Below are 24,224 nucleotides of genomic sequence, written 5' to 3' on the forward strand. Positions count from 1 at the left end.
CGGTCCGGCGGGTGGTCAGCGCGGGTCGGCGAGGGCGGCGGAGAGCCGGTCGAGGGCCGGCTGTGCCTCGTACGGGGAGAGGGTGCGCCCGGCGAGGAACGCGAAGGCGAGGAGGCGTCCGTCGGTGGTGACGACGGTCCCGGCGAGCGTGTTGACGCCGGTGAGGGTGCCGGTCTTGGCGCGGACGAGCCCGGCGCCCGCGGTGGCGGGGGCGGTGTCGAAGCGGTCGGCGAGGGTGCCGGTGAAGGCGCCGACGGGGAGTCCGGTGAGGAGGGGGCGCAGGGTGGGGCCCGCGGGGTCGGCCGCTCGGGTGAGGAGTCCGGTGAGGAGGGCGGCGGAGACGCGGTCGCGGCGGTCGAGTCCGCTGCCGTCGGCGAAGCGGGCTCCGGCGACGGGGAGGCCGAGCCGGGCGAGTTCGTCGTGTACGGCCTTGGCGGCGCCGTCGAAGCTCGCGGGCTGTTTCCGGGCGAGGGCGGTCTGCCGGGCGAGGGCTTCGGCGAGGTCGTTGTCGCTGTGGGTGAGGGTGCGCTCGACGAGGTCGGCGAGGGGGGCGGAGTACGTACGGGCGAGGGGGGCGGCCTTCGGGGCGCGGCCGGGGGCGGGGTCGCCGGTGACCTTGATCCCGGCCTGGGTGAGGAGGTCCGCGAAGGCTCGGGCGGTGTCGCCCGCCGGGTCGGCGGTGCGGGGGGCGGGGCCGCTGTGGCTGTCGTCGAGGCGTCCCGCGCGGGTCATGAGGGCGACGACGGGGGCGATGTTCTCGTTGGGGCCGATGGGGTGGAGCGTGGCGCCCGGGTAGAGGCTCGCGTCGTAGGTGAGGCGTACGGAGGTGTGGCCGCGTGCGGTGAGGGCGCGGGCGGTGTCGGTGGCGAGGGCCTTCAGGCGGGCCGGGTCGAGGGTGGGGTCGCCGCCGCCGGTGAGGGTGACGGTGCGGCCGTCGGGGGTGGCGGTGACCGTGGTGGGGATGCGGTGGTCGGGGCCGAGGGCGGAGAGCGCGGCCGCCGCGGTGGCGATCTTGACCGTGGAGGCGGGGGTCATGGGGGTGCCGGCGCCCTCGCCGTACAGCTGCTCGCCGGTGGCGGTGTCGACGACGGAGGCGGTGCGCAGCGGGCCGAGGCCGGGGTCGGCGAGGAGCGGTACGAGGACGGCGGCGAGGTCCGCGGGGTGTCCGGCGGGGGCGGGGGCGTGCAGGGCGGTGAGGACGCCGGGGGCGCTGGGGGCGGGTGCGGGGCGCCGGGGCGCGGCGGGCGCGGGCGGCGGGGCGTGATGTGCGCCACCCGTCGTCGGGGCGGCGGCGCGGGCCCGCTCGGCCGTACGCTGACCCGAGTCCCACGGGCCTGCCGCGGTCACCGCCACGGCGGCCAGGGCGAGACCGAGGGCGGCGGAGCCCGCCGTGAGCTGCCATGTCCTCGGCTCGGGCATTGCTGACCAGCCCCTTTCGCGATCACACACATGCGTGAGGGACACTTAATCACCGCCCGCCGTCGCGAGCATTCACTTGTGTTGATTCAGGAGGAGCCACCCGTGGAGTTCGACGTTCTCATCGAGATCCCGAAGGGATCGAGGAACAAGTACGAGGTCGACCACGAGACGGGTCGCATCCGCCTGGACCGTCGCCTGTTCACGTCGACGGCCTACCCGACCGACTACGGCTACGTCGAGAACACCCTCGGGGAGGACGGCGACCCGCTGGACGCGCTCGTCATCCTCGACGAGCCGACGTTCCCGGGCTGCCTGATCAAGTGCCGCGCCATCGGCATGTTCCGCATGACGGACGAGGCGGGCGGCGACGACAAGCTGCTGTGCGTCCCGGCCACGGACCCGCGCATGGAGCACCTGCGGGACATCCACCACGTGGCGGAGTTCGACCGCCTGGAGATCCAGCACTTCTTCGAGGTCTACAAGGACCTGGAGCCGGGCAAGTCGGTCGAGGGTGCCGACTGGGTCGGTCGCGCCGAGGCCGAGGAAGAGATCGAGAAGTCGTACGCGCGCGCCAAGGAGCAGGGCGGCCACTGAGCCCCCGCTGTTTTGATCGTGTGAAGGCGGTGTGCCCCTCGGGGTGCACCGCCTTTCGCGCATCTGTCGCACACTCATACTGGAATGCACGATTCCCGAAGGAGAGCGAGGCGGGCAGAGTGGTGGCGGAGCCGAACGGCTCGAGGGGGAATCCGGACGACGCTCCGGAGGACCGGAAGCCGCAGTCGGACGAGGCGCGGAGCGCGTTCGTGCCGCCTGCGGGTGTGGAGCAGCCCGCGCCGCCGGAGGAGGAGCATCCGACCTCCGAGTTCGCCCTTCCCGCGGGGTTCACGGCGGAGCCGCCGGCCGAGCAGGAGGGTTCGGCGTTCGCGACGCCGGCGACCTATTCGGCGAAGAACTCGCCGCCCGCTTTCACTCCGGCGTACGGGGTGCCCCTGGTGCGGCTGTCGCAGGACGCGCCCTGGCAGGACCGGATGCGGACCATGCTGCGGCTGCCGGTGGGTGAGCGGCCGGTGCCGGAGGCGCAGCGCAAGGAGGACGAGGCCGGTCCTTCGGTGCCGCGTGTGCTCGACCTGACCCTGCGTATCGGTGAGCTGCTGCTCGCGGGCGGGGAGGGTGCGGAGGACGTCGAGGCGGCGATGTTCGCGATCTCCCGCTCGTACGGTCTTGACCGGGTCGAGCCGACGGTGACGTTCACCCTGCTGTCGGTCACGTACCAGCCGTCCCTGGTGGACGATCCGATCACGGCGAACCGGACGGTACGGCGCCGGGGGACGGACTACACGCGGCTCGCGGCGGTGTACACGCTGCTCGCCGACCTCAACGCGCGGGCGCACGAGGTGACGCCCGAGGAGGCGTACCGGCGGCTGGCGGAGATCCGGCGCAACCGGCATCCGTACCCGGGGTGGGTGCTCACGGCGGCGGCGGGGGTGCTCGCCGGTGCGGCGTCGGTGCTGCTCGGCGGCGGTCCGACGGTCTTCTTCGTGGCCGCGCTCGGGGCGGTGCTCGGTGACCGGCTGGCGTGGTTGTGCGCGGGGCGTGGGCTGCCGGAGTTCTACCAGTTCCTGGTGGCGGCGATGCCGCCGGCGGCGATGGGTGTGCTGCTGACGATGCTGCACGCGGATCTGCGGCCTTCGGCGGTGATCACGGGTGGGCTGTTCGCGCTGATTCCGGGGCGGGCGCTCGTGGCGGCCGTGCAGGACGGTCTGACCGGTTTCTACATCACGGCCTCGGCCCGGCTCCTGGAGGTCGCGTATTTCTTCGTCGCGATCGTGGTGGGCGTGCTGTCGGTCCTGTACATCGCCGTGCAGTTCGACGCGCAGCTCAATCCCGAGGGGACGCTGGAGGCGGTGGAGCGGCCGGTGACGCAGATCCTGGCGTCGATGGTGCTGTGCGCGACGTTCGCGATCCTGTTGCAGCAGTCGCGGGCGACGGTGCTGTTCGCGACGCTGAACGGCGGGGTGGCGTGGGTGATCTACGCGTCGATCGCGGTGACCGCGGAGGGTTCGGCGGTGATGGCGACGGCGGTGGCGGCGGGTCTTGTGGGGCTCTTCGGGCAGCTGATCGCCCGCTACGAGCACACCTCGTCGCTGCCGTACGTGACGGCGGCGATCGGGCCTCTGCTGCCCGGTTCGGCGACGTACTTCGGGGTGCTGGCGATCGCGCAGAACAACCTGGACGAGGGCTTCGCCTCGCTGGCGAAGGCGTCGGCCCTGGCCCTGGCGATCGCCATCGGCGTGAACCTGGGAGGCGAGCTGGCCCGCCTCTTCATGCAGGCCCCGGGCGCGGCGGCGGCGCGGCGCGCCGCGAAGCGCACCCGAGGGTTCTGACGTTCCGACCCCGGGCCGCCGGGGTGCGGCGGCCCCGTCGGGTCTCGGGCAGGCCCGCCTCGCCCTCGGTCCGCCACCGTCGGATCCATTTGTGGGCCGTGGCCCGGGAGACGCCCATCTCGGCGGCCACATGAGCGACCGGACGGCCTGAGCAGACACGTGCGACCAGCAGTCTCCTACCGAAGACGGTCAGCCGGGCATTACGGTGGGCCACGAAGACCTCCGTGAGGTGAGTTCCTAGACAGCTCCCACCACACCGGAGGTCTTCGCCATGTTCAAGACCAGAGCAGTGTCAACAACGCTCGTGATCAATACACCTAGCGCTTGGCGTGCCGGCCGCGAGCTTCGGGGTTGGGGGTGCTGGGGGCGTCGTGGTCGCCCTCGGCCTGCGCCTTCTTCGACTGGGAGCGGGCCCGGAGGAACTCGATCACGATCGGGACCACGGAGATCAGGACGATCCCGATGAGGATCATCTCGATGTGCTTGTGGACGAAGTCGACCTTGCCGAGGGAGGCGCCGAGCAGGGTCACGCCCGCGCCCCACAGCACACCGCCGATGATGTTGAACGTGATGAACGAGCGGTAGTTCATCCGGCTGACGCCCGCGATGATCGGCGTGAACGTCCGCACGATGGGGACGAAGCGGGCCAGGATCAGCGACTTCGGGCCGTGCTTCTCGAAGAACTCGTGCGCCTTGGCGACGTTCTCCTGCTTGAAGAACTTGGAGTCGGGGCGCTTGAAGAGGGCCGGGCCCACCTTCCGGCCGAAGAGGTAGCCGACCTGGTCGCCGATGATCGCGGCGGCCACGATCAGGGTGCACACCAGCCACAGCGGCTCGTCGAGCTTCTGGGTGGTGACGAGCAGGCCGGTGGTGAAGAGAAGCGAGTCACCGGGCAGGAAGAACCCGATGAGGAGTCCGGACTCGGCGAAGACGATGACGAGGACACCGATCAGACCGAACTCTCCGATCAGATAGTCCGGGTCCAGCCAGCTCGGTCCGAGGGCAAGCGTGTTCACGGGTTCCGGGCTCCTGCGGTCGGTGGGGGCATGGGGGACGGCTCGCCCCAAGCTATCAACGCCAGGCAAACGCGAGCGGTTCCGCCCGGGTCCCACGGGATGCGGAGAGGGGGCGCGGCCCTGAGGCTGGGGGGTCAGGAGGTGTATGCCGATGGGCATCGAGGAGTACGGGGGCGGTCAGGGACCGCACCCCGACGTACTGGTCGTGACGACGAACGACGTGCCGGGGTTCGAGGTGCGGCAGGTGATCGGTGAGGTCTTCGGGCTCACCGTCCGGTCCCGTCATCTGGGGAGCCAGATCGGCGCGGGTCTGAAGTCGATGATCGGCGGGGAGCTGAAGGGGCTGACGAAGACCCTGGTGCAGACCCGCAATCAGGCGATGGAACGCCTGGTGGAGCAGGCCCTGGCGCGCGGGGCGAACGCCGTGCTGATGTTCCGCTTCGATGTGACGGATGCGGCTGATGTGGGAACGGAAGTTTGCGCGTACGGCACAGCGGTGGTGATCGCGCCGCGGACGTGAGCCGGGCCCGGGGCCGAGCGGACTCATGCCTCTGCGGGCGTTCGGAGCGCCATTTGAGCCGTTTTGCGGCTTTTGCTCACTTATGGTGGGTCGGTGGCTACCGATCATGCTCAGCCCGCTCCGTCCGATCCGCACTCCCCCACCGACGAGACCGCGCTGCGGGTCCTGCTGCCGCAGGTGCTGCCGGCGGTCGTGGTCGGGCTGGGGGCGAGCCTGCTGTTCCTGGGGATCAGCGCGGTCGCGGAGCGGCTCCAGGGCGTCCTCTGGGACGACCTGCCGGACGCCCTCGGCCTCGGCGGCCATTCCTCCCTCTGGATCATCATCATGCTCACGGCGACCGGGGTCGCCGTGGGACTCGTCGTCTGGAAGGCGCCGGGGCACGCCGGGCCCGACCCGGCCTCCATGGGCCTCGGCGGGGCGCCGCTCGCCCCCGGGGTCGTCCCGGGACTGCTGCTCGCCAGCGTGCTCGCCCTCGCCGGCGGGGTCAGCCTCGGCCCCGAGAACCCGATCATCGCGACCAATATCGCCCTCGCCTACTGGCTCGGCCGCAAGGCCCAGCCCGCCCTGCCGGGCGCCGCCTGGGTCTCCCTCGCCTCGGCCGGCACGATCGGCGCCCTCTTCGGCACCCCGGTGGCCGCCGCCCTCGTCATCTCCGAGGCCCTGGCCGGGCAGCCGGGGCGCGGCTCCCTCTGGGACCGGCTCTTCGCCCCGCTCGTCGCCGCGGGTACCGGGACGATGACCACCCAGCTCCTCGCCGAACCCAGCTTCGCCGCGGGCCTGCCGCCGCTGACCGACCCGGGCTGGGGCGACCTCCTCGCCGCTCTGGTGATCGCCTCCGCGGGGGCCGTCTTCGCTCTCGGCGCCTGCTACCTGTTCCCCCGTGTCCACGGCGCCTTCCAGCGCCTCCGCCACCCCATGCTGATGCTGCCCCTCGGCGGCCTCGCCCTCGGCCTCCTGGGCGCCCTCGGCGGGCATCTGACGCTCTTCAAGGGCCTGGAGGAGGTCAAGGAGCTCACCTCCTCCATCGGCGGCTGGTCCTCGGGCGAACTGGCCAAGCTCGCCGTGGTCAAGCTCCTCGCCCTTCTCGTCGCCGCCTCCTGCGGCTTCCGGGGCGGCCGGATCTTCCCCGCCGTCTTCGTCGGCGCCGCCTTCGGACTGTTCGCCCAGGCCCTCGTCCCCGAGGTCCACCCCGCGGTCGCCGTCTCCTCCGCCGTCCTCGGCGTCCTGCTCGCCACCACCCGACAGGGCTGGATCAGCCTCTTCACCAGCGCCGTCCTCGCCAGTTCCCCGGCGATGCTCGCCCTGCTCTGCCTCGCCTCCCTTCCCGCCTGGCTGATCGTCACCGGCCGCCCCCAGCTCGAACTCGACGAACACGGCCGCGCCCTGCGCTGACCCCCTCCCCCACCGGACAGAAGGAATCCCCCATGCCACTGCACCAGGGCCCCGCCGCCTCACCTCCCGAGCCCGAGCGCCGGCTCGCACTCAACCCCTTCTTCGGAGAGGCCGACCCGATCGGCGACATGACCGAGGCCCCACCCCTCCACCGGCTGCCCGACGGCCCCCTGCCCCCGGCGAGCGCCTACCAGCTCGTCCACGACGAGCTGATGCTCGACGGCAACTCCCGGCTCAACCTCGCCACCTTCGTCACCACCTGGATGGAGCCCCAGGCCGGCGTCCTGATGGGCGAGTGCCGCGACAAGAACATGATCGACAAGGACGAGTACCCGCGCACCGCCGAACTGGAGCGCCGCTGCGTCGCCATGCTCGCCCACCTGTGGAACGCCCCGGACCCGGGCGCGGCCGTCGGCTGCTCCACCACCGGCTCCAGCGAGGCCTGCATGCTCGCCGGCCTGGCCCTGAAGCGCCGCTGGACCCAGCGGAACGCCGACCGCTATCCGGGCGCGGCCCGCCCCAACCTGGTGATGGGCGTCAACGTCCAGGTCTGCTGGGAGAAGTTCTGCGCCTTCTGGGAGGTCGAGCCCCGGCTCGTCCCCATGGAGGGCGACCGCTTCCACCTCGACGCCGACTCCGCCGCCGCGCTCTGCGACGAGAACACCATCGGGGTCGTCGCCGTCCTCGGCTCGACCTTCGACGGCTCCTACGAACCGGTCGCCGAGATCTGCGCCGCCCTGGACGCCCTCCAGGAACGCACCGGTCTCGACATCCCCGTCCACGTCGACGGCGCCTCCGGCGCCATGGTCGCCCCCTTCCTCGACGAGGATCTGGTGTGGGACTTCCGGCTCCCCCGCGTCTCCTCCATCAACACCTCCGGTCACAAGTACGGCCTGGTCTACCCCGGCGTCGGCTGGGCCCTGTGGCGCTCACCCGCCGAACTCCCCGAGGAACTCGTCTTCCGCGTCAACTACCTGGGCGGCGACATGCCCACCTTCGCCCTCAACTTCTCCCGGCCCGGCGCCCAGGTCGTCGCGCAGTACTACACCTTCCTGAGGCTCGGCAGGGAGGGCTACCGGGCGGTGCAACAGGCCTCCCGGGACATCGCCCGCGGCCTCGCCGAACGCGTCGAGGCCATGGGCGACTTCCGGCTCCTCACCCGCGGCGACCAACTGCCCGTCTTCGCCTTCACCACCGCCCCCGACGTCACCTCCTTCGACGTCTTCGACGTGTCACGCCGACTGCGGGAGAGGGGCTGGCTGGTACCCGCCTACACCTTCCCCGCCCACCGCGAGGACCTGTCCGTCCTGCGCGTGGTCTGCCGCAACGGATTCTCGGCCGACCTGGCCGGCCTCCTCGTGGAGGACCTGAACCGACTGCTGCCCGAACTGCGGAGCCAGTCCCAGCCGTTCACCCGGGACAAGGACGCCGCCACCTCCTTCCACCACTGACGCCCCAGAGGCCTAGAGCTCGTCCCCCTCACAGGCCAGCCGGAACTCCGACCACCGCACCCCGTCCGCGGTCAGCTCGTACACACACTGCGAGCTCTCGCGCAGCAGGCCCAGCGGGGTGCGGCGGACGTGGAACGTACCCGTGTCGAGGACGGTGAAGCGACGCCCACCGTCCAGGCTCACGTACCCCGCGAGCTGCGCGCCGACCTCGACCCGGCCGCCGGGGCCCGGCACCGGCACTCCCTGGAGCGCGCGCGGCTCCACCTCCGGTCCCGTGGCCCACGTCCGCTGCCAGGTCCTGCCGCCGTCCAGCGAGCGGTGCAGGGCCCGCAGCGGGTTCTTCACGGGCTCGCCGCCCGTCAGCTCACCCATCTCCGCCGCGTACACCGCGTCCCGGCCCACCGCGACCGCGACCCGCCACCCCGGCGTCGTCGCCGGGCTCGGCAGCCGGCTCACGGTCCAGCTCCGGCCCGCGTCCCGGGAGACGGCGACCGCCGCCCGCCCGGTGAGCGGGTCCACCCCCGAGACCCACCAGGAACCATCGGGCTCCGGCTGGGCCGCGGGCCCCGGGTGCGCCCCGAGGAGCGGCTGACGGACGAGCGCTCTACGCCGCCCGTCCTCCGGGGAGACCACCACCAGCCGCTTCCGCGCGCACTCGTCGGGACCGGCCCCGGCCGGGTCGGCGCAGTCGGTGGTGAGCACCGCCCCCGCCGGTATCTCCGGGACGCGGCCGGCCGTCCGCCGGTCGACGGCACGCCAGCTCCGTCCCCCGTCCCGGGTGAACCAGGCCTCCTCCGGCCGGTCACCGCCGCCGGCCGTGATCAGCGCCCGGCCGGGCCCGAGGGCCAGCAGGTCGGCCGAGACACCGTCCGTCCCGTGTATCCGGGGCAGCGGGGACCGCCGCAGCACCCACTGCCCCGCCCCGGCGTCCCGCGCGGCCACGTGCTGCCGGCAGAAGCCGCTCTCCGGGTCGGCCGCGACGCTCACGCACTCGGCGAGCAGCGCGAACCCGCTGCCGTCCGACGCGAAGCCCAGACTGTGCGCCCAGCCGGGCAGCCCCGGCGCGGACGGTATCCGCGGCGGAGCGCCGTACACCCCCTTGTTCCGGAAGGGCGGGCTTCCCGGAGGGGCGACGGACGCCGACGCTCCGGAGGACGGCCCCGCCCCCGGTCCCGGTCCGGAGGACGCCGAACCCGACGACCCCGAAGACCCCGAAGACCCCGACGACTCCGACGGCCCCACCGACCCCGTACACCCCGTCAGCACCACCAACACCAGCGCCACCACGGCGCCGGCCACTCCCCCAAGCCTGCGCATCGCACGTCCCCCGTCCTCCCCCGAGCGGTCCGCGGTGAGCCGCTGCTTTCAATACACCGCTCACCGCCCCCGGGTTCCCACTTCCGCGCCGCTACTTCCCGAGCCGCCCGAACTTCCGTACCGCGAGCGGGAAGAAGACCGCGAGGAGCACCAGCGGCCACACCACCGCCGCCCCGATGTGCCCCGGCTCGCCGCCCGGGTTGCCGAAGAGGTCACGGACCGCCGTCGCGGTCGCCGACATCGGGTTCCACTCCACGAACGTCCCGAGCCAGCCCGGCATCGATTCCGGCGACGCGAAGGCGTTGGACAGGAAGCCGACGGGCCAGACCAGGATCTGCACCGCCTGCACCAGCTCGGCCCGCCCCGCGACCAGGGCGAGGTAGATCCCGATCCACAGCATCGCGAAGCGCAGCAGAAGCAGCAGTCCCAGGGCCCCCAGGGTGCTCCCGAGGCCGCCGTCCGCCCGCCAGCCGATCGCGTATCCGACGCCGACCATCACGAGCAGCCCGACCGTCGACTGGAGCATGTCTGCGGCGGCGCGCCCCACGAGCACCGCCCCGTCGCTCATCGGCATCGACCGGAACCGGTCGATCACACCCTTGTTCAGGTCCTGCGTCACGGCCGTCATGGTGCCTTCGAGGCCGAACACCATGGTCAGGGTGAGCATCCCGGGCACCAGGAAGTCGACGTAGTCGCCGTCGACGCTCCGCCCGCCGCCGACGAGGTAGCCGAACATCAGCAGCATCATCACCGGGAACACGAGCCCCACCAGGACCTGCACGGGCTGCCTCGCCCAGTGCGCCAGTTCCCGGCGGGTCATCGTCCAGCAGTCGCTCACCACGTACGCCGCGCTCATGCCGCCACCTCCTTCTCCTCGGAGCCGGAGGCCGCCCCCGCGCCGGAGGCCGCCCCGACCCCGGCCCCGAGCCCGCTCCCAACCCCGTCCCGATCACCCGTCAGCCGGAGGAACACCTCGTCCAGCGTCGGCCGCCGGAGGGCGATGTCCTCCGCCTCGATCCCGGCCGCCCCGAGCGCCCTCACCGTCTCGGCGAGCGAGGCCATCCGGTCCACGACCGGCACGCTGAGCCGCCGCCGGTCCGCGTCGACGGTCACCTCCGCCCGCGCGGCCGGCAGCAGGGCCGCCGCCTCGTCGAGCCGTGCGCCGTCCCGTACGACCACGTCGATCCGGTCGAGGCCGACCCGGGCCTTGAGCTCGTCGGCCGTGCCGTCCGCCACGACGCGGCCCTGGTCCACGACCGAGATCCGGTCGGCGAGCTGGTCGGCCTCCTCCAGGTACTGCGTGGTCAGCAGGACCGTGGTGCCCCCGCCGACCAGGGAACGCACCGACTCCCAGACCTCGCCGCGGCCCCGCGGGTCGAGTCCGGTCGTCGGTTCGTCGAGGAACAGCACCTCGGGCTCCGTGATCAGCGACGCGGCCAGGTCGAGCCGCCGCCGCATACCGCCGCTGAACTGCTTGACCGGCTTGTGGCCGGTGTCGCCGAGGCCGAAGCGCTCGAGGAGCTCGTCGGCCCGTGCCCCGGCGCGGCGCGCGCCCAGGTGGTGGAGCCTGCCGAACATCTCCAGGTTCTGCCGACCGCCCAGCTCCTCGTCGAGGGCCGCGTGCTGCCCGAGCAGCCCGATCCGCCGCCGTACCTCCCGGGCCTCGGTCCGTACGTCGTGCCCCGCCACCCGCACCAGACCCGCGTCGTGACGAAGCAGCGTGGCCAGGATCCGTACCGTCGTGGTCTTGCCCGCGCCGTTGGGGCCGAGCAGGCCGTGGACGGTGCCCCGCCCGACGGTCAGGTCCAGGCCGGCCAGGGCGTCCTTCTCGCCGTACCGCTTGCGTGCGCCCTCCACGAGGATCGCTTCCGTCGCCATCTCGATTCCTCCCGAAATCTTCGTAGTCAAATTTGACCACTCGCCGCCGACGGAGCAAGGTATGCCCTCGAACGAGGTTAGTCAAACTTGATTAGCCGCTGCGTTCCCGGCCCGATCAGGTCGCAAAGGGGTTCTCCTCCCCCTCGGCGAGCACACCCACGAAGGGGTCCCCCTCGCCCGCGAAGACGTACGCCCCGCCCTCGATCCGCTCGATCAGGCCCAGCGTCCACTCCTTGCCCGCGTCGGCCGAGTGGACCCACATGTGCATGATCTCGCCGATGTGCCCGAGCTGGCCGGGTCCACCCTCCGGCGTGTAGTACTCCGTGACCGCGGCGCGCCACTCGTCGAGCGCCCGCACCCGCCGGCGCAGCAGCTCCGCCGCCTCCTCCCGGGGCAGGTCCACGATGAAGCCGATGCCCGCCGACAGGACGTCCATCTTCTGGTCGTACGTGGTCAGCGCCTCGCGCAGCAGCGCGAAGTACTCCTCCGCGCCCAGGTCCGTCAGCTCGTACTCGACGCGCGGCGGCCCGCCGACCGCGCTCGGCGCCACCTCGTGCGCGTGCAGCAGTCCCTGCTTCGCCATCTGCTTCAGCGCGTGGTAGATCGAGCCGGGCTTGGCGTGGGACCACTCGTGGGCGCCCCAGTACTCCAGGTCGTTGCGCACCTGGTAGCCGTGGGCGCGGCCGTGCTGCTTCACCGCGCCCAGGACGAGAAGACGGATCGCAGACATCCCACCTACCTCCTAGTCAATTTTGACCAGGGTACGCGCGTGTGCCCTCCGGGTGCGGCTCCGCGGCGGGCCTGCCCCGCCCCACCGCCGGTCAGGCTCCGCGGCGGGGCCGCCCCGCCCTACCGCCGGTCAGCCCCGACCCTGCTCCTCCGCGATCAGCTCGAAGGAACCCTTGCCGTCCAGGGACTCACGGATGATGTCCGCGTGCCCGGCGTGCCGGGCCATCTCCTCGACCAGGTGCAGCAGCATCCAGCGCATCGACACCCGTCCGTCCTTCGGGAACCAGGGCGCGGGCGGCAGCGGGAAGGTGTCGTCCAGGCTCGGCACCGAGCGGGCGAACTCCACGGTCTCCTTGACCACGCCCTCCCAGAACACCAGCAGTTCCGGGATCGTCTCGCCGTCCACGAGCCGGAAGCTGTCGCCCCAGTTCCCCTGGTCGCGCTGCCTCTCGTTCGGCTGCTGCTGGGCCATGCGCAGCCAGTTGAGTTCCATCTCGGCGACGTGCTTGACCAGGCCGGAGAGGCTGAGTTCGCTGACGCTGGGCCGGCTCGCCGCCTGCTCCTCGGTGAGTCCGACGAGCGAGCGGCGGAGCGCGTCGCGCTGGGTCTCGACGAAGTCGAGGAGCGTGCCGCGCTCGTCGCTGTGGGCCTCCGTGGGAACAAGGGCAACCATGGTGTCCGCCTTCCGTACCTGGGTCTCTCTGACACCGACCACGCTACGAAGGCTTGCGGACAACTACTGTCCGCAAGTGGTTCAGAACGGGAAGCGGCTCAGGACAGGAAGCGCCCCGGGACGGGAAACGGCTCAGAACGGGAAACGGCTCCGGCCGTGCTGGATCGAGATCCACTTCTGGGTGGTGAAGCTCTCCACCATCGCCTCGCCGTTGAGCCGCCCCACGCCCGAGCGCTTCTCGCCGCCGAAGGGCACGATCGGCTCGTCGTGCACGGTGCCGTCATTGATGTGGATCATGCCGGTGTGGATGCGCTTGGCGATCCGTACACCCCGCTCGACGTCCCCGGTGTGGACGGCGCCGCTGAGCCCGTACGGCGTGTCGTTGGCGATCCGTACGGCCTCCTCCTCACCGTCGAACGGGACGATCAGGACGACCGGGCCGAAGATCTCCTGGCCGAGGACCGGGGCGTCCGGGGCGAAGCCGGTGAGGACGGAAGGCGAGACGAGGTTGCCGTCCACCGTGCCGTGCAGCAGCGCCGTCGCGCCGGCCGCCACCGCTTGGTCGACGACCGAGGAGACGGCCTCCGCCTGCTGGGAGTTGATGAGCGGACCGATGTGGGTGGCGGGGTCGGCCGGGTCGCCGACCCGCAGGGTCTTCACCTTCGCCACGAACTTCTCGGTGAACTCCTCCTCCAGCGTGCGGTCCACCAGGATGCGGTTGGCGGCCATGCAGACCTGGCCCTGGTGCACGAAGCGGCTGAAGACGGCCGCGTCCACGGCGTAGTCGACGTCGGCGTCGTCGAGGACGATCAGGGCGCTGTTGCCACCGAGTTCGAGGACGGCGTGCTTGAAGTTCTGGGCGCAGACCGTGGCGACGTGGCGGCCGACCTTGTCGGAGCCGGTGAAGGAGATGACCTTCGGGACCGGGTGGGTCAGGAGCGCGTCACCGATCTCGGCGATGTCGGTGACGACGACGTTCAGCAGGCCCGCCGGGAGACCGGCCTCCTCCAGGACCTTGGCGACGAGGGTGCCGCCGCAGATCGGGGTGTTCTGGTGCGGCTTGAGGACGACCGCGTTGCCGAGCGCGAGCGCGGGCGCGACCGACTTGATCGAGAGGAGGAAGGGGAAGTTGAAGGGCGAGATGACACCGACGACGCCGACGGGGACGCGGTAGACGCGGTTCTCCTTGCCGTCGACCGGGGACGGCAGGATGCGGCCCTCGGGACGCAGCGCCAGCTGGACCGCCTCGCGCAGGAACTCCTTGGCGAGGTGCAGCTCGAAGGCCGCCTTGAGGCGGGTGCCGCCGAGCTCGGCGATGATCGTCTCGGCGATCTCCTCCTCGCGGTCCTCGACGATCCGCAGGGCGCGCTCGAAGACGAGCCGGCGCGTGTACGGGTTGGTCTCGGCCCACGCGGCCTGGGCACGCTCGGCGGCCCGGTAGGCGCGGTCGACCTCACCGGCGGTGGCGACGGTGATCGACGCGAGCTTCTCCCCGGTGTAGGGGTTGAAGTCGATGATGTCCCACGAGCCGCTGCCGGGCTTCCACTCGCCGTCGATGTACTGGTGGGCCAGGTCGGTGAAGTGCGACATGGATCGAGACCCCTCTACCCGCTCTACCTCTGCACGATGACAGAAGTGACGTCGGAACTGATGTCACGTCATCGTACTGATGTGTCAGGAGAGTTGAAGGAGGCCTCGGAGAAGATCACGGCTTTCGGCCGGATCCGGTCCGTCCTCCTGGAGTCGCCCCATCACCCGCTGGTACTGGGCGACCTCTTCGGGCTTGTCGAGGTAGAGGGCGCTGGTGAGTTGCTCCAGGTAGACGATGTCGGAGAGGTCGGACTCGGGGAAGCGCAGCATCGTGAAGGCCCCGCTCTCGCCGGCATGGCCGCCGAAGCTGAAGGGCATGATCTGGAGCGTGACGCCCGGATGCTCGGAGATCTCGATGAGATGCCTCAACTGGCCCCGCATGACCGAGCGGTCGCCGTAGGGCCGACGGAGCGCGGCCTCGTCGAGGACCGCGTGGAACTGCGGGGCGCGCTCGGAGACGAGGACCTTCTGCCGCTCCAGGCGCAGGGCGACCCGCCGGTCGATCTCGGCGCTCGGGGCGTCCGGCATGCCCCGGGTGACGACGGCCTGGGCGTACGCCTCGGTCTGCAACAGTCCGTGCACGAACTGCACTTCGTAGACGCGGATGAGGGAGGCGGCGCCTTCCAGGCCGATGTACGTCTGGAACCAGCCGGGCAGGACGTCGCCGAAGCTGTGCCACCAGCCGGCCACGTTGGCCTCGCGGGCGAGCCCGAGGAGCGAACCGCGCTCGGCCTCGTCCCCGACCCCGTACAGCGTGAGCAGATCCTCGACGTCCCTGGCCTTGAAGCTCACCCGTCCCAACTCCATGCGGCTGATCTTGGATTCGGACGCGCGGATCGAGTAGCCGGCCGCCTCGCGGGTGATCCCGCGCGACTCGCGCAACCGCCTCAGCTGGGAGCCCAGCAGGATGCGCCGCACCACACTCCCGCTCGCTCCGCCCGATTCGCCTGCGGTCACGGCTGCCAGCCTCCCCTTTACGGTGTCGAGCCCCCGTCGAGCCCCGGATTCTGCCACCAAACGCTTCAGCGCGTACACATTCGATTACGGAAAGGCGGCGAGATCCGGGCAGTCGAGGCCACTCCGCACACACTTCGCGGAAAGTTCCCCTCATCGAGTGGACGACTTATACACAGATTCGGCACGTGAACGGACAGGTCCGGCGCGTGCACGTGCATCTGCCCTTGCATCCAGTGGGCGCATTCGGAACCATGGACCCCGCGCAGCCGCGTGCTCGTTCGTGTTGTCGTGTTGTCGCACCACAGTCGCGATTCCCGGGAGTGCCTCGCATGGGGACGAATGGATCGACCGTGCTCGAGCCGTTACGGCAGGGCCTTCCGCCGATCGATCCCGGCGCCGTCTCCACCTCCGCCTCCTGTGCACTGCCCGCACGGTACGAAGCCGTGGGCGGGGCCCGGAAGTTCACCAGCGCGACCTTGGACCGCTGGAATCTGAGCGAACGCTTCGACGACGTGGCCCTGGTCGTCTCCGAACTCGTCACCAACGCGCTCCGCCACGCGGTGCCCGCCGACGCGCCCCAGGAAGAAGGCCAGAACCCACCGGTTCGGCTGCACCTGATGCGCTGGTCCTCGCGCCTCGTGTGCGCCGTGCGCGACCCGAGCCAGGAGAGCCCGGAGGCGCGCGGCGGCGAGGAGGACTTCGCCGCCGAGTCGGGCCGCGGGCTGTTCCTGGTCGACTCGTTCAGCGACAGCTGGGGGTGGCACCCGCTCGCCGGCACGCTGCGGGGCAAGGTGGTGTGGGCACTGTTCCGGGTCGGGCCGGAGTAGCGCCGCCGCAGAGGCTGCGGGCAGCTGTATTCATAGAGAAGAAGGGCCCTGGCGCACGGCGCCGGGGCCCTTCTTCTGTGCGTGGCCGTTCCCTCGCTCGCGCGGCGGGCGGCGTCGGCCTCACACCAGGTGGTCGAATTCCCCGTCCTTCACGCCCAGCAGGAGCGCCTCTATCTCCGCGGGCGTGTAGACGAGCGCGGGCCCCTCGGGGTGGCGCGAGTTGCGTACGGCAACGTTTCCCCCCGGCAGTTTGGCGAACTCCACGCATGATCCCTGGGAGTTGCTGTGCCGGCTCTTCTGCCACACGACGCCTCGCAGCTCCGTGGCCGCCATGCCGTTGTACGCGCGATGCGCATGATGCACTGGTAGCTCCCCGAGTTGCTTGGTGCAGGTGTCAACTTCCTCGGATCATAGCTGTGTTCATATGCCACTGCATGAGCAGATGCACGTGCACGGGGGGTGGCGTAGCGGCTACGCGACGCAGCGTGTCACCAGCGAGTATGCCGGGAAACGATCACTGGGCCCCGGCCCCCCCCTCAGCGCTCCTCCCGGAAGTCGACGTGCCGACGGGCGATCGGGTCGAACTTGCGCAGGGTGAGACGGTCGGGGTCGTTGCGGCGGTTCTTGCGGGTGACGTAGGTGAATCCGGTACCGGCGGTGGACCGGAGCTTGACGACGGGGCGGAGTTCGTTGCGGGCCATGGTGTGTAGAGTAAATGAAAATGGTTCCCATTTCCAATGTCTTGATGGAGAGGTAGGTCACCCATGTCCGCCCACTGTCAGCTGACCGGAGCACGCCCCGGCTTCGGCAACCGGATCTCGCACTCCCACCGGCGCACCTCACGCCGCTTCGACCCCAACATCCAGCAGAAGCGCTACTGGCTGCCCGGCGAGGGCCGGTACGTCCGGCTCACCCTCAGCGCCCGCGCCATCAAGACCGTCGACGTGATCGGCGTCGAGGCCGCCGTGGCCCGTATCCGGGCACGTGGGGTGAAGGTCTGATGGCCAAGCGCAGCAAGATCGCACGCAACGAGCGCCGGAAGGCGGTCGTGGCGCGGTACGCCGAGCGGCGGGCCGAGCTGAAGGAGATCATCCGCCGCCCCGGCACTGCCGCGGACGCGCGCGAGGCGGCGGTACGGGAGCTGAACCGTCAGCCCCGGGACGCCAGTGCCACCCGCGTCCGCAACCGGGACGCCGTGGACGGCCGGCCCCGCGGCCACCTGCGGAAGTTCGGCCTCTCCAGGGTCCGGGTCAGGGGGCAGGCGCACGCGGGGTACCTGCCGGGGGTGCGGAAGGCTTCGTGGTGAGGGGTGGAGGCGGCGGAGGTGGCCGAGCCGGGGGAGGCGAAGGCGCGGCGGAGGCGGCCGGGGGATGACGGCTGTCGGTGGAGGGTGCGCCTCCGTCCGTCTCACGGCTACATCGGGGGGAGCTCGGCGAGGAGTTGGCCCGCCCGGTCGTACAGCGCGAGGCCTGGCGCCTGGTCCTCCGGCCCGGTGGACGCGTACCAGACGCCCCAGCCCGGGCGGCCCGGCAGTTCGAGCAGGGTGGCGACGGTTCTGCGGCCGCCCGCGCCCGTCAGCTCGACGCGTCCCGCCGTACGGGTCCCGTAGTAGAGCCCCGAGTGGAAGATCCGCGTCGCGTCGCCCTCGCTCTGGTGGCTGACGCCCGGCTCGCCCGTGTCGACGTTGCCGTCGGTGACGCTGCGGACGTTCTCGTAACCGTCCGGCCCGGACCAGTGCTTGCCTTCCTCCGTCAGCCAGACCGTCCAGCCCTTGCCGGCGTTCACCCGCTCTCCGCGGGCCACCACCCGGACCGGGCTCGGGGCTGGGGGTGGGGCCGGGACCTGGGTCGGCGGCGCGGCGTGGGACGCGGTCGGGACGGCGGTCGACGGGGTGGTGGCAGGGCCCGGGAGCGGCGGGGACGGGCGTACGGGGGTCAGGGCCACGACCGCCGCCACGGCCGTCGCGACCGCGAGCACCGAGAGCGCCGACAGGGCGGTCGTACGGCTCCGCCGGCGCGACCGCCCGGCCCGCCGCACGGCCGCCAGTGGCACCGGGCCCGGGGTGACGTCGAGCGCGGCCCGCGCGAACGCGGCGCGGAGGTCCGCCTCAGCGGGGTCGGCGGGGACGAGGTCGGCCGGGTCGGCGGGGTCGAGGTCGACGGGGTCGGCCGGGTCAGGGCCGGGGCCGGGGGGCGTCGTCGGGCTTGCGGGGGTCATCGTCGGGCTCCGGAAGGGGCGGGCAGAGGCGGGAGGGAGGCGGTGACGAGCCCGGGGTGGGCGCGCAGGGCCGCCAGACCGCGCCGGGCATGGGTCTTGACCGTGCCGATCGAACAGTCGAGGACGCTCGCGATCTCCGCCTCGGTCAGATCTTCCCAATAGCGGAGCACCATGACCGCGCGCTGGCGGGCGGTCAGATCCGCTAAGGCCGCCAGGAGCGAGGTGCGTCGTTCGACCGCCTCGGCATGGCCCGCGGAAGTGTGGCGGACCGATTCCGGAAGGACCGGCGTCAGCAGATGGACGACCCGCTTCCGGCGGAGCCTGCTGAGGTTGTTGTTGATCAGCGCCCGGCGCACGTAGAGGTCGATCTCCGCGCGCGGAACCTTCCGCCACCGCACGTACACCTTGGCCAGCGTCGTCTGCACCAGGTCCTCGGCCTCGTGGAAGTCGCCGGTCAGGAGCTGCGCCGTACGCACCAGACGCGGCCAGGCGGCGACGGCGAACTCGGCGAAGCCGTCGTCCTCGGTGACGGACTCGTGCGGCACGGTGGCTGACCTCGCGATCGGTCGTGGTTGGTGGTCGGTGGTCGGCATGGGTGTGGGTGTGGAGGTGGCGGGGCCCGCCCCGTGCCGGGCCCCGCCACGTTTCTGCCCCCCGGTCAGCCGCGGATCGGCTGACGTCCGCGGCGGATCAGCTGCCCGCCGCCGGGAAGTCGAAGCCCGGCAGCTCGGCCAGGAGTTTGCCCGCGCGGTCGTAGAGAGCGACGCCCGTGCTGCCGCCGTGGTTGCCCTCCGACGGTCCGGTGTGGGCGTACCAGACGCCCCAGTCGGGGCGGCCGGGCAGGGCGAGGAGGGTGGCGACGGTCGTGTCGCCCTCGGCGTCGGTCAGTTCGACGCGGCCCACGTGACGGGTGCCGTAGTAGAGGCCCGAGTGGAAGACGCCCGTCGTGTCCCCCTCGCTCTGGTGGCTCACGCCGGGCTGGGAGCGGTCGATGTTGCCGTCGACGACGCTGCGGAAGTTCTCGTAACCGTCCGGTCCGGTCCAGTGCTTGCCCTCCCTGGTCAGCCACACGGTGTAGCCCTTTCCGGCCTCCACGCGCTCGCCGGGGCGGACCGTGCGGACCGGGTTCGGGGCGGGCGCGAGGGCCTCGACCGGGGCGGCCTTCGCGGGAACGGCCGCCGCGGGGGCCGGGGCGGCCTTCGCGGGAGCCGCCGCCGCTGGGGCTTGGGCGGCGGGCTGGGACGCGGCGGCGGTCTCGGTGGCGGTCTCGGTGGACGCCCCCACGGCCGCAGGTGCCGCGATCACCGCCGCGGCCACGAGGGCGGCCGCGGCCAGCAGGTACCTCTTCATCCGGTTGCTCCTGGGATCTGTATCCGATATTCGATATCCGATATCCGGTGTCGATGTCTCGAAGCGACCGCGTGCGTGCGCGGCCCCACCCCTATCAACTCCGGGCGGCCCCCGCCCGGATGACGTGTTCGTGAAATGGACGCCTGACGCGAGCTCAACGCGCCCGCGTGGAGGCCGTCAGCGCCGTCGTGACCTCGTCCAGGGCCTCCAGGAGCAGCACGGCGCCCTTGTGCAGCAGGAAGTGGTCCGGAGGGTCGGCCGACCAGGCGTCCAGCGTCTCGCGCAGGTCGTCCCAGTGCGGCTCCTTGCGCTCCCGTACCTCCTTCGCGCCCCGTTCCGTCGCCCTGCGCAGGGACTCCGCGAGGGTCGCGGCGGCCGCCAGGGGCGGGGAGCCGCGTTCCGGCAGGTGCGCCTCCAGGAGCATCGCCACCCGCCCGAACTCCGCGAGCGCGTGGTCGGCCTGCTCCGCCGCCGCGTGGGAGAGGCCCCGGTGCCGTACGGGTTCGTGCGTCGCGCGGTCCACCGCCTCCTGCCAGGCCACCCGGGCCGCGCGGGTCTTCAGGAGCGCCTCCCGTACGTCGGGGCTGCCCGTACCCGCCGGGTCGGCGTACCGCGCGGTGACGACGGCCGCGTACCCGCCGACCGACGCCAGCCAGTCCGCGAGCCGGCCGCGCAGCCGGGGCGTCTCCCAGGCCGGGTAGACGGCGTACGCCAGCATCGCGAGGAGCCCGCCGAGCAGGGTCAGCGTCACCCGGTCCCGTACGGTCTGGGTCAGGCCCGCGCCCTCCATGCCGAGCAGGAACACGACGTACGCGGCGACGAAGACCTGACCGGCCGCGTACCCCGTCCGCATCAGCAGGTACATCCCGAAGGCGCACACCACCGCGAGACCGGCCGACAGGTACGTGCCCGGGTGCGCCGACTGTACGACCGCCGTCGCCAGGGCCACCCCGACCAGGGTGCCGCCGAACCGCGCCACCGAGCGCGCGTACGTCTGCGAGAAGTCCGGGCGCATGACCATCACCGAGGCCATCGGCGCCCAGTAGCCGTGGCCGAACGGCAGTACCCCGCCGAGGAGGTAGCCGGCGGCCGTGGCCGCCGAGACGCGGACCGCGTGGCGCAGGACCGGGGAGTCCCGGCGGAGCTCGGCCCGCACCTTCGCCGCGACGATCGGCGCCATACGGACGAGCGTGGGGCGGGCGAGGGCGGCTCCGGTGGCGTGCCTCGGCGCCCCTGTGGTCTGCGGGGTCTGCGGGGTCTCCGCGCCCTCCGTGGCCTCCGGGGACTGCGTGGTCTCCGTCCTCGGCTCCGCCGTCTCGACCACGTCGCCGAGCAGCGCGGCGAGCCGGAGGGCGGCGCGGCGGGACGGGCCGGTGAGGATCGCGCCGGTGTCCGGGGTGCGCAGGGCGGCGACGGAGGGCGCGGGCATGGCGACCGGTTCGCCGTGCCGGATCGCGTGCGCGGCGGCGTCCAGGACCGCGCCCGCCGCCGCGAGCAGCTCCCGCACCCGGTCCCGCTCCGGGCCCTCCTCCGGCACGCCGACCGCCGGGTCGGCGAGGGAGGCGAGGACCGGACGGATGCGTTCCGCGAGGCCCCGGGCGCCGTGCAGCTCCGCCGGGCGGCGACGGGCCTGGCCGGGCGTCACGGCGGCCGCGCTGCGGGCCGTCATCAGCGGTACGGGGTCGAACGGGGCCACCGGGTCGTGGCGGAGGCGGCGGGCGTAGTCCGCCTCGGCGGCGAGGGCGTCCGCGAGGGCATCACGCTGGGCGCCCCAGCGGCGGACCGGGAGGACGACGACCAGGGCGGCTTGGACGACCCCGCCCGCGAAGATCATGGCGGCGTGGCCTGCGGCGGTGGCGACGGAGGTGGGGAGGGTGACGGTCACCAGCATCATCGCCACGTTGGAGGAGGCGATGAGTCCGGCGGTGGGGCCGGCGGCCCAGGCGAGCCCCGACAGGAACGTCCAGAGGAGCAGCAGGGCGAGGAAGAAAACTCCGTGGGCGCCCGTGAGATAGCCGAAGAAGGTCGACAGGGCGAGGCTGGCGCCGGAGGCGAGGGCGAGGGTCGGGCGGGGGCGCCAGGAACGCTGGAAGGTGGCGATGGCCGCCTGGAAGGCACCGAAGGCGGAGGAGGCGGCGACGGCGGGGCCGAAGAGCGCGAGCGAGAAGCCGACGACGAGGGCGAGACCGAGGGCGGCGCGGGCGGCGACGACGGGTTCGAGCCGCCGCCGCTCGACGGTGAGCCCGGAACGGGCGGTCTGTTTCAGGGCCCGAAGCCAGCTCATGGCCTGAGCGTATCCGCGATCGGATCAAAACCGGTCATTTGCCCCCACCTCGCCCGCGAACGGCCGGTGCCGGACGGGGTGCGGGGCGCGGGATGTGCCGCAGCGGTCCTACATCACGGAGAACTCAGCACTGTTTTTCACTCGCTGCGTGAGCTCGGAAATCTGATTGTAGATCGCGCGACGTTCCATCATCAGCGCCCTCACCTTGTTCTCGGCATGGAGCACGACGTCTCCCGCCCGGCCACCGAAATGCGAGCCGATTTCAGTCGGAAGCAGGTCGGTGAGCTCACGGCACAAGTACATCGCCATTTGGCGTGCCGTCACCAGCACGCGGCTCCTCTCGGATCCGCACAAGTCCGTTGTGGTCAATCCGAAATACTCGGCAGTCTGCTCAAGTATCAACCGTAGAGTTTCTTCTCCACGCAGGGGCTGCCGATCCGGGACCAGCATCGAAAGAACCTTCTCCGCGAGGCTTGTACTCACCGGTTCTCGATTGAGCGTCGCCAGCGCGTTCACTCGCGCGAGGGCGCCTTCCAATTCGCGCACATTACGCTGGACCTTCTGCGCGATCAGGTCGACCACCTCCTCGGAGAAGGATATGTTCTCCCTGCCCAACTTGGCCCTGATGATGCCGGCTCGAGTCGACAGATCGGGTGGTTCGATCTGGACAGCGAGCCCTCCTTCAAGGCGGTTGAGAAGGTGAGCAGCAAGGGAAGGAATCTGCATGGGCGGTCTGTCCGCAGAGATGACTATGTGCTTGTTCGCGGTGTGCAGCGCGTTGAACGTATGGAAGAACTCCTCTTGAGTGACGTCCTTGCCACTGAAGAACTGCACGTCGTCCACAAGTAACACGTCCGCACTTCTGTAGCGGCGACGGAACTCCCCGATACTGCCCGCCCTTGCCGCCTGGACGAAACTGTTCGTGAATTCCTCCGCCGATACGTACTCGACACGGGCACCTTGACGCCGAGTGAGCACATGCTGCCCGATAGCGTGCAGAAGGTGCGTCTTCCCGACTGCTGAAGGGCCGTACACATAGAGGAGCTGGTGTCCCGCAGATTCACCGGCCATGGCAAGAGCAGCGGAGTGGGCGAATCTGTTGCACTCCCCTATGACGAAATTCGTGAACGTGTAGGCTTGATTCAGCCGCTTGGACACCTCGCGCACGGCGGATCCGCTGGAGCGCGAGTCGGACGCTTCGCGGTAGACGTCGAGCGGTGCGTCGAACTCCTCGGTGCTCGCCAGACCGGGCAGGTCCGAAGTGTTGTCCACACTCCACTGCTCCTCGGCCGCGACCAGCTGGCGCTCCAGCTCTTCGCACCGTTTCTCCGCTTCGACGCGTCGGTTGTGGGCGTCTCTCAGCTGGTCTGCCAAGGCATCCACCTGCTCGAGAAGGCTCTGACGCTCGCGGCGGAGACCAAGGACCTGGTCCTCGTACACCTGAAGGATCTGGTCCGTCGAGGCGTCCTGACGCCCTTGGTGGCCGTGCAGTTGTCTGATCTGCACCTCAAGGTTGCTCACCCGGTGTTGCGCGTCTGCCAACGCCTGTTCGAGAGCCTTCACCAGAACCGAGCTGCGGACGGATCGAATGTCGGCCTCGGCGAGCTGGTCCTCGAGAACCTGAAGCCTGTGCTGGGGCGCTCCGCTCTTCTCCAGTGCCGTCCGGTGCAGGCCCCGTACGTGCTCCATCGCCTCGACAGTCGGTGCGCGGCCCTGCACCTCAGCCACGTCGTTGATCAAGTCACTGACGAAGTCCCAGCTGGGGACGCGTGTGCCATTGAGGAACCGCGATATGGAGCCGGCGTCCCGATGCCGTCTCGCGGCATACCGACGCACACTGACTCCCAGCCCCTCGAAGAGACTGCGCAAGGCCGCCGCGAGTTCACGCGCGTCGTCCGGAAGGTTGCTGCTCAGCGGCACCAGACTTCCCATGCCAACCCCCTGCTCGTCCTCTGCGGTCACCTCACCGTTGCAGCAGGTGGCAACTGTGCCATCTACCGCAACACCCCACGCGCGCAAAAGCCTTGGGCTGTCCCCATCGGAGAGCGGAAAGGCAACCCCATGCGCGCGCCGCAGCGTAGTACGGACCTCGCGGTCTTCCTCGGTGTTCTGTCGACCGGCGTCATTCTCATCAGTTGCAGTGTTCAACCCGAAGCGGTGTCCACCATCGCGGTCGGCCTCTCCAACCTGTACCTCGCGTGGCACCGTCAGGATGCTTCG

24 protein-coding genes and 1 pseudogene are annotated in these 24,224 nt (G+C 71.3%); 8 read left to right on the top strand and 17 right to left on the bottom strand.

Annotated elements, in window-relative coordinates; genetic code table 11:
* Positions 1 to 15 precede the first annotated feature (15 nt).
* The gene (gene dacB, locus ACIRB7_RS17710; protein ID WP_403599024.1) at positions 16 to 1,419 is read right to left on the bottom strand and encodes a D-alanyl-D-alanine carboxypeptidase/D-alanyl-D-alanine-endopeptidase; all 1,404 of its coding nucleotides are present in this window, start codon (positions 1,417 to 1,419) and stop codon (positions 16 to 18) included.
* A gap of 102 nt (positions 1,420 to 1,521) precedes the next feature.
* Here dacB and ACIRB7_RS17715 point away from each other — a divergent pair, with 102 nt between their 5' ends.
* Entirely contained in the window at positions 1,522 to 2,013 is a 492-nt protein-coding gene (locus ACIRB7_RS17715; protein ID WP_024758444.1) for an inorganic diphosphatase, read from the top strand.
* Positions 2,014 to 2,132: 119 nt separating this feature from the next.
* The gene (locus ACIRB7_RS17720; protein WP_403599027.1) at positions 2,133 to 3,803 is read left to right on the top strand and encodes a threonine/serine exporter ThrE family protein; all 1,671 of its coding nucleotides are present in this window, start codon (positions 2,133 to 2,135) and stop codon (positions 3,801 to 3,803) included.
* Here the strand turns inward: ACIRB7_RS17720 and ACIRB7_RS17725 are convergent.
* Both ACIRB7_RS17725 and ACIRB7_RS17730 read right to left on the bottom strand, forming a co-directional pair.
* A pseudogene (locus tag ACIRB7_RS17725) lies at positions 3,748 to 4,017 on the bottom strand (helix-turn-helix domain-containing protein); the annotation flags it as partial. The gene ACIRB7_RS17720 and the pseudogene ACIRB7_RS17725 sit on opposite strands and share 56 nt — an antisense overlap.
* A 103-nt stretch (positions 4,018 to 4,120) precedes the next feature.
* Positions 4,121 to 4,819 carry a DedA family protein gene (locus tag ACIRB7_RS17730; RefSeq protein ID WP_403599030.1) on the bottom strand — a complete coding sequence of 233 codons (699 nt, stop codon included), beginning with the start codon at positions 4,817 to 4,819 and terminating at the stop codon, positions 4,121 to 4,123.
* Between the two features lie 151 nt (positions 4,820 to 4,970).
* Here ACIRB7_RS17730 and ACIRB7_RS17735 point away from each other — a divergent pair, with 151 nt between their 5' ends.
* The 3 genes from ACIRB7_RS17735 (at position 4,971) to ACIRB7_RS17745 (ending at position 8,182) form a co-directional block, all read left to right on the top strand.
* Positions 4,971 to 5,339, top strand: a complete 369-nt coding sequence (locus ACIRB7_RS17735) for a YbjQ family protein (RefSeq protein WP_403599033.1) — start codon at positions 4,971 to 4,973, stop codon at positions 5,337 to 5,339.
* 93 nt (positions 5,340 to 5,432) lie between these two features.
* Positions 5,433 to 6,731, top strand: a complete 1,299-nt coding sequence (locus ACIRB7_RS17740) for an ion channel protein (protein WP_403599036.1) — start codon at positions 5,433 to 5,435, stop codon at positions 6,729 to 6,731.
* A gap of 32 nt (positions 6,732 to 6,763) precedes the next feature.
* Complete coding sequence (locus ACIRB7_RS17745) at positions 6,764 to 8,182, top strand: glutamate decarboxylase (RefSeq protein WP_403599038.1); 1,419 nt, start codon at positions 6,764 to 6,766, stop codon at positions 8,180 to 8,182.
* 12 nt (positions 8,183 to 8,194) lie between these two features.
* Here the strand turns inward: ACIRB7_RS17745 and ACIRB7_RS17750 are convergent, their stop codons facing one another.
* The 7 genes from ACIRB7_RS17750 to ACIRB7_RS17780 all read right to left on the bottom strand — a co-directional run bounded on the left by ACIRB7_RS17750 (position 8,195) and on the right by ACIRB7_RS17780 (position 15,326).
* A complete protein-coding gene (locus tag ACIRB7_RS17750) occupies positions 8,195 to 9,277 on the bottom strand; it encodes an exo-alpha-sialidase (RefSeq protein WP_403599041.1) in 1,083 nt (360 codons plus the stop codon).
* A 313-nt stretch (positions 9,278 to 9,590) separates the two neighbouring features.
* Complete coding sequence (locus tag ACIRB7_RS17755; RefSeq protein ID WP_403599043.1) at positions 9,591 to 10,355, bottom strand: ABC transporter permease; 765 nt, start codon at positions 10,353 to 10,355, stop codon at positions 9,591 to 9,593.
* Positions 10,352 to 11,377 carry an ATP-binding cassette domain-containing protein gene (locus ACIRB7_RS17760; RefSeq protein WP_403599046.1) on the bottom strand — a complete coding sequence of 342 codons (1,026 nt, stop codon included), beginning with the start codon at positions 11,375 to 11,377 and terminating at the stop codon, positions 10,352 to 10,354. The genes ACIRB7_RS17755 and ACIRB7_RS17760 overlap by 4 nt, the downstream gene beginning before the upstream one ends.
* A gap of 115 nt (positions 11,378 to 11,492) precedes the next feature.
* On the bottom strand, positions 11,493 to 12,107 hold the full coding sequence (locus tag ACIRB7_RS17765; RefSeq protein ID WP_403599048.1) for a PadR family transcriptional regulator: 615 nt from the start codon (positions 12,105 to 12,107) through the stop codon (positions 11,493 to 11,495).
* Positions 12,108 to 12,236: 129 nt separating this feature from the next.
* Positions 12,237 to 12,779, bottom strand: a complete 543-nt coding sequence (locus ACIRB7_RS17770) for a DinB family protein (RefSeq protein WP_403599051.1) — start codon at positions 12,777 to 12,779, stop codon at positions 12,237 to 12,239.
* A gap of 132 nt (positions 12,780 to 12,911) precedes the next feature.
* Positions 12,912 to 14,369, bottom strand: a complete 1,458-nt coding sequence (locus ACIRB7_RS17775) for an aldehyde dehydrogenase family protein (RefSeq protein ID WP_403599054.1) — start codon at positions 14,367 to 14,369, stop codon at positions 12,912 to 12,914.
* A gap of 84 nt (positions 14,370 to 14,453) precedes the next feature.
* Positions 14,454 to 15,326, bottom strand: coding sequence for a helix-turn-helix domain-containing protein (locus ACIRB7_RS17780; RefSeq protein ID WP_403599057.1), 873 nt, complete (start codon positions 15,324 to 15,326; stop codon positions 14,454 to 14,456).
* Between the two features lie 329 nt (positions 15,327 to 15,655).
* On the opposite strand from ACIRB7_RS17780, the gene ACIRB7_RS17785 reads away from it, so the two are divergent.
* On the top strand, positions 15,656 to 16,153 hold the full coding sequence (locus ACIRB7_RS17785; protein WP_403599060.1) for an ATP-binding protein: 498 nt from the start codon (positions 15,656 to 15,658) through the stop codon (positions 16,151 to 16,153).
* Positions 16,154 to 16,273: 120 nt separating this feature from the next.
* Here the strand turns inward: ACIRB7_RS17785 and ACIRB7_RS17790 are convergent, their stop codons facing one another.
* The gene (locus ACIRB7_RS17790; protein WP_173861569.1) at positions 16,274 to 16,486 is read right to left on the bottom strand and encodes a DUF397 domain-containing protein; all 213 of its coding nucleotides are present in this window, start codon (positions 16,484 to 16,486) and stop codon (positions 16,274 to 16,276) included.
* A gap of 203 nt (positions 16,487 to 16,689) precedes the next feature.
* Positions 16,690 to 16,854, bottom strand: coding sequence for a 50S ribosomal protein L33 (gene rpmG / locus ACIRB7_RS17795; protein ID WP_403599063.1), 165 nt, complete (start codon positions 16,852 to 16,854; stop codon positions 16,690 to 16,692).
* Between the two features lie 63 nt (positions 16,855 to 16,917).
* Between rpmG and rpmB the strand changes: the two genes are divergently transcribed.
* Positions 16,918 to 17,154: a 50S ribosomal protein L28 gene (gene rpmB, locus ACIRB7_RS17800; RefSeq protein WP_351216850.1), complete on the top strand. Its 237-nt coding sequence runs from the start codon at positions 16,918 to 16,920 to the stop codon at positions 17,152 to 17,154.
* On the top strand, positions 17,154 to 17,459 hold the full coding sequence (gene rpsN, locus ACIRB7_RS17805) for a 30S ribosomal protein S14 (RefSeq protein WP_403599066.1): 306 nt from the start codon (positions 17,154 to 17,156) through the stop codon (positions 17,457 to 17,459). Before rpmB ends, rpsN begins: the two co-directional genes overlap by 1 nt.
* 107 nt (positions 17,460 to 17,566) lie before the next feature.
* On the opposite strand, the gene ACIRB7_RS17810 is transcribed toward rpsN, so the two are convergent.
* The 5 genes from ACIRB7_RS17810 to dnaA form a co-directional block, all read right to left on the bottom strand.
* Positions 17,567 to 18,370 (bottom strand): hypothetical protein, encoded by an 804-nt coding sequence (locus ACIRB7_RS17810; RefSeq protein ID WP_403599069.1) that lies wholly within the window; start codon positions 18,368 to 18,370, stop codon positions 17,567 to 17,569.
* Positions 18,367 to 18,963 (bottom strand): SigE family RNA polymerase sigma factor, encoded by a 597-nt coding sequence (locus ACIRB7_RS17815; protein ID WP_403599072.1) that lies wholly within the window; start codon positions 18,961 to 18,963, stop codon positions 18,367 to 18,369. Before ACIRB7_RS17815 ends, ACIRB7_RS17810 begins: the two co-directional genes overlap by 4 nt.
* A 97-nt stretch (positions 18,964 to 19,060) precedes the next feature.
* Positions 19,061 to 19,720 carry a hypothetical protein gene (locus ACIRB7_RS17820; protein ID WP_403599074.1) on the bottom strand — a complete coding sequence of 220 codons (660 nt, stop codon included), beginning with the start codon at positions 19,718 to 19,720 and terminating at the stop codon, positions 19,061 to 19,063.
* Positions 19,721 to 19,874: 154 nt separating this feature from the next.
* Positions 19,875 to 22,004, bottom strand: a complete 2,130-nt coding sequence (locus tag ACIRB7_RS17825) for an FUSC family protein (protein ID WP_403599077.1) — start codon at positions 22,002 to 22,004, stop codon at positions 19,875 to 19,877.
* A gap of 108 nt (positions 22,005 to 22,112) precedes the next feature.
* Positions 22,113 to 24,209 carry a chromosomal replication initiator protein DnaA gene (dnaA, locus tag ACIRB7_RS17830; protein ID WP_403599079.1) on the bottom strand — a complete coding sequence of 699 codons (2,097 nt, stop codon included), beginning with the start codon at positions 24,207 to 24,209 and terminating at the stop codon, positions 22,113 to 22,115.
* Positions 24,210 to 24,224 lie beyond the last annotated feature (15 nt).

Source organism: Streptomyces sp. NPDC093795 (assembly GCF_044764665.1).
GTDB lineage: Bacteria > Actinomycetota > Actinomycetes > Streptomycetales > Streptomycetaceae > Streptomyces.